This window comes from Bradyrhizobium valentinum (genome assembly GCF_001440405.1).
In the GTDB taxonomy this organism is placed as follows: domain Bacteria; phylum Pseudomonadota; class Alphaproteobacteria; order Rhizobiales; family Xanthobacteraceae; genus Bradyrhizobium; species Bradyrhizobium valentinum.
Genome location: NZ_LLXX01000202.1, coordinates 1 through 3,508 on the forward strand (window position 1 = coordinate 1; position 3,508 = coordinate 3,508).

Genomic DNA, 3,508 nt, shown 5'->3' on the forward strand with positions numbered 1-3,508 from the left:
AGTCGCGCGGCGGCGACGCAATCAGGGAGTCGCTCGGCGGTGGCGGCGGTGCATAGGCCGCGACCGGCACCATCGGCCCGCGCAATCCGAGCGTGCCGCGTGGCGTCAGCAGGACCTCGCCTGCGATCGACGATCCCGGCAATTCGCGCGGCGCGCCGTGGGGGCCGGGCTTGATCAGGGCCGGCGAGCCGTCCTCCGCGATTCGGCGCGCGCCAAACAATCCGGCCTCGCCGAACAGATAGACATCCGTCAGCGTCGCCTGTTGCGCGGCCCAGCACGCGCTGGAGCCGACCTGTTCCGGCGTACGCCACAGGCCGATGACATTGCGCAGGCTCGGCATCCGCGCGGCGAGGTCCAGTTCGTCCAGCCGCAGCGCCAGTTGAGCAGGGGCAATCAGCGTGTCGCAGCGCTGCTCGTTGATCTGCTGTTCCAGTACCTCCTCGTCGAACGGATGGTGCAGCACCAGTGTCCCGCCCGACAGCAGCCAGACCGCCAGCGAGGAGGTGAGGCCGGCGAACGACATCGGCGAGAAGGCCGACAGGACGGTTGCGCCCTGCGGCACGTCGCTTTCGAGCGATATCGCCAGGCCGCCGGCAATCAGGCCGAGGTGGGCACGCGGGACCGGCCGGAAGCCGTCCGAAGTGACGTCGAAGGAAATCAGCGCCGCTTTGCGGCCGTCCTGGATGACGGGGCGCGTGGTCGGGGATTCCCGGAAGATCGCGTTGTCGAGCGAGGCCATGCCTTCGGGCAGCTCGCTGCCGAAGCCGCAGACATGGCGGATCGAGAACGCTTCGGAGGCGGCGTTCATGGCGATATCCGAATAGATCACGCCGTCGACCTTGCCTGAGGTCACGATCGCCCGCGCGGCGGTGCGGTTGAGCGCCATGGTCAATTCCGACTGCCGCCAGAGCAGCGGCAACACCGCGACGACGAGGCCGGCGCGGAAGGCGGCGAGCACGGTAAGCGCGAATTCGACGGTGTTCGGCAGTTGAACCGCGATCACGGAATTGGACGGCAAGCCGGATTCGATGAAGTGCGCGGCCAACGACGAAATCATGCGGTCGGCCTGCGCGAAGGTGAGACGCTTCGGCGGCTGGCCGGTCACGCGCGGCTTGTTGGGGGCATCGACCAGCGCCAGCGCATCCGGCTGTCGTGCCAGGTTCCGTTTGAACAACGTATCGAGCGTTGGCGAAGCGGTGGGCTGGGTCACGGCGTTACTTCGGTTCTGTCACGGGGGGTGGATCGCTTGGCGAGTTCACTTCATTTCCGGCTTCTGCCACCAGGTTTCCGGCAGGTAGCCCGTCAACGCGGTCGCTGCAGGTTGTTCTATCCGATTCCATCGCGCAATCCATTGCTCCTGCACGTTAAAGACGGGGATAGCGTAGAATCCCGACATCAGGGCGCGATCAAGCGCCCGCACTGTGGACACGAAGGCCGGGCGCTCGCGCGCCTCGAGCAGCGCCGCAATCAGGACGTCGATGGCGGGCTCCTTGGCCCCCATGTAATTTCGCGTGCCGGGAATGTCGGCGGCCTGGCTGCCCCAGTAGAATGATTGCTCGTTGCCGGGGGACAGCGACTGATCCCAGCGGTTCTGCAGCATGTCGAACTCGTAACCGAGCCGGCGCTGGTCGAACTGCACAGGATCGACCGCGCGCACGCTGGCCTCGATCCCGGCGCGCTTGAGGTCGCGCTGATAGGCCAGCGCGATCCGCTCCTGGTCACGCGTCGTCACCAGGATTTCGAAGGCGAGCGGCGTCCCAGTCGAACGCTGCCGCAGCACGGTTCCATCGAGATCGTAGCCGGCTTCCGATAATAATTTCAGCGCACTGCGCAAGGTCGTGCGATCGCGGCCCGAACCGTCGGTGAGGGGCAGGCGATAACTGCCGTCGAGAATATCCGGTCGGATGCGCTCGGCGAACGGCTTCAAGAGCTCGCGTTCGCGCTCGTCGGCAGGGCGGGCATAGGCGGACAATTCGGATCCCGCGAAGAAGCCCGCCGCGCGCGCATAGAGTCCGAAAAAGTAATTGCGGTTGATCCACTCGAAATCGAACAGCAGCGTGAGCGCCTGCCGCACCCGGATGTCTGAAAACATCGGACGCCGCGTATTGAACACCAGGAATTCCGACGGTTGCGGCATTCCGGGCTTGATGGTGTCGCGGATCACTTCACCGCTGCGGGCCGCCGGAAAATCGTAGCCATCGTGCCAGCGCAGTGGTTCGTGCTCGACGCGAAAGTCATAGAGGCCGCGCTTGAACGCCTCGAACTGTCCGTTGGACTCGCGATAGAAGTCGAGCCTGATCTCGTCGAAATTCCACAACCCGCGGTTTACTGGGAGGTCACGGCCCCAGTATTCGGGATTGCGGGTCAGCGTGACGCTGGCGCCCGGCTTGACGGCGGTGACGCGATAGGGGCCGGAGCCGATCGGTCCGCTCATCGTGGTTTCCTCGAACGTCGCGGGATCGACCGCATGCCGCGGCAAGACCGGCATCAGGCCGAGGATCAACGGCAGTTCCCGGTCGTTAGCGCCGCCGAAATCGAACCGCACGGTGAGCGGATCGGACGCCTCGGCCTTTGCGACCTTGGAATAATACTGGCGGTGATTGGGGCGGCCCTTGTCGCGCAGCAAGGTCCACGAAAACAGGACGTCCTCTGCCGTGACCGGCTTGCCGTCAGCGAAGCGCGCCCTGGGGTCGATATGGAAGGTGACGTAGCTGCGCGCGTCGTCGGTCTCGACGCTTTTGGCCAGCAAGCCATAGAGCGTGAAGGCCTCGTCATTGCCGCGCGCCATCAGGCTCTCGACCACAAATCCCCTGATCTGCTGAACGGCGAGGCCGCGGACGATCAGGGGGTTGAGGCTGTCGAAGGTTCCCAGGATGCCCCAGACCAGCCGCCCGCCCTTCGGCGCATCGGGATTGGTGTAGGGCATATGCGTGAAACCGGCGGGAAGGGCCGGGGTACCGTGCATTGCCAAGGCGTGGCTTTCAGCCGCCTTCGCCCCACAGCTAGGGGCGACCAGCGCCACACCCAGCGCGAGGGCAATGCCGACCAACACACGCAGCCGGATACGTCCGGAGACGGTCATAGGCGGGCAGGAATTTGATTCGGAAATGCGCACGAAGCAAGCTTTACCATAGGCTCCGGCGCCAGCCTGCGAGGAACACCAAAGAACCTTGCCGGCATTGATCTTTTCGTCTGCCGCTGTATTGAAGGCGGGCAGTTGATGACGGCGGGAACGCCTGTCACGTATCCGCCTCAATTGCCAACGAGACAGCCGCCCCAGCGCGGCTTGGTGTCGGTGCCTGTAGCGGTTTCGGGCGCTCCGGTTCAGAAAGGGTTTTCCGCAATGAATTTCGGTATCTTGGCCGGGTCGATCCGGCCGCGTGGGCAGGTTTTGGCCCTGTTGGCGGCCTCGGCATTGTCGGCAACGTTGATCGCTTCGGGCGCGCAGGCCCAGCAGCAGCCCGCGCCGGCTCCTGGGGCCCCCAAAGCCCCGCCTGCCGCGCCCGCC

3 protein-coding genes are annotated in these 3,508 nt (G+C 65.3%); all 3 read right to left on the minus strand.

Going from position 1 to position 3,508, the window contains the following annotated elements; genetic code table 11:
• The coding region (locus tag CP49_RS35455; RefSeq protein ID WP_057854752.1) for an AMP-binding protein at positions 1-1,210 on the minus strand (1,210 nt) is incomplete at its 3' end.
• Positions 1,211-1,255: 45 nt separating this feature from the next.
• Positions 1,256-3,082 carry an extracellular solute-binding protein gene (locus CP49_RS35460; protein WP_057854753.1) on the minus strand — a complete coding sequence of 609 codons (1,827 nt, stop codon included), beginning with the start codon at positions 3,080-3,082 and terminating at the stop codon, positions 1,256-1,258.
• Positions 3,083-3,324: 242 nt separating this feature from the next.
• Positions 3,325-3,508: hypothetical protein (locus CP49_RS48820; RefSeq protein WP_210183111.1), on the minus strand; the 184-nt coding region annotated here is incomplete at its 5' end.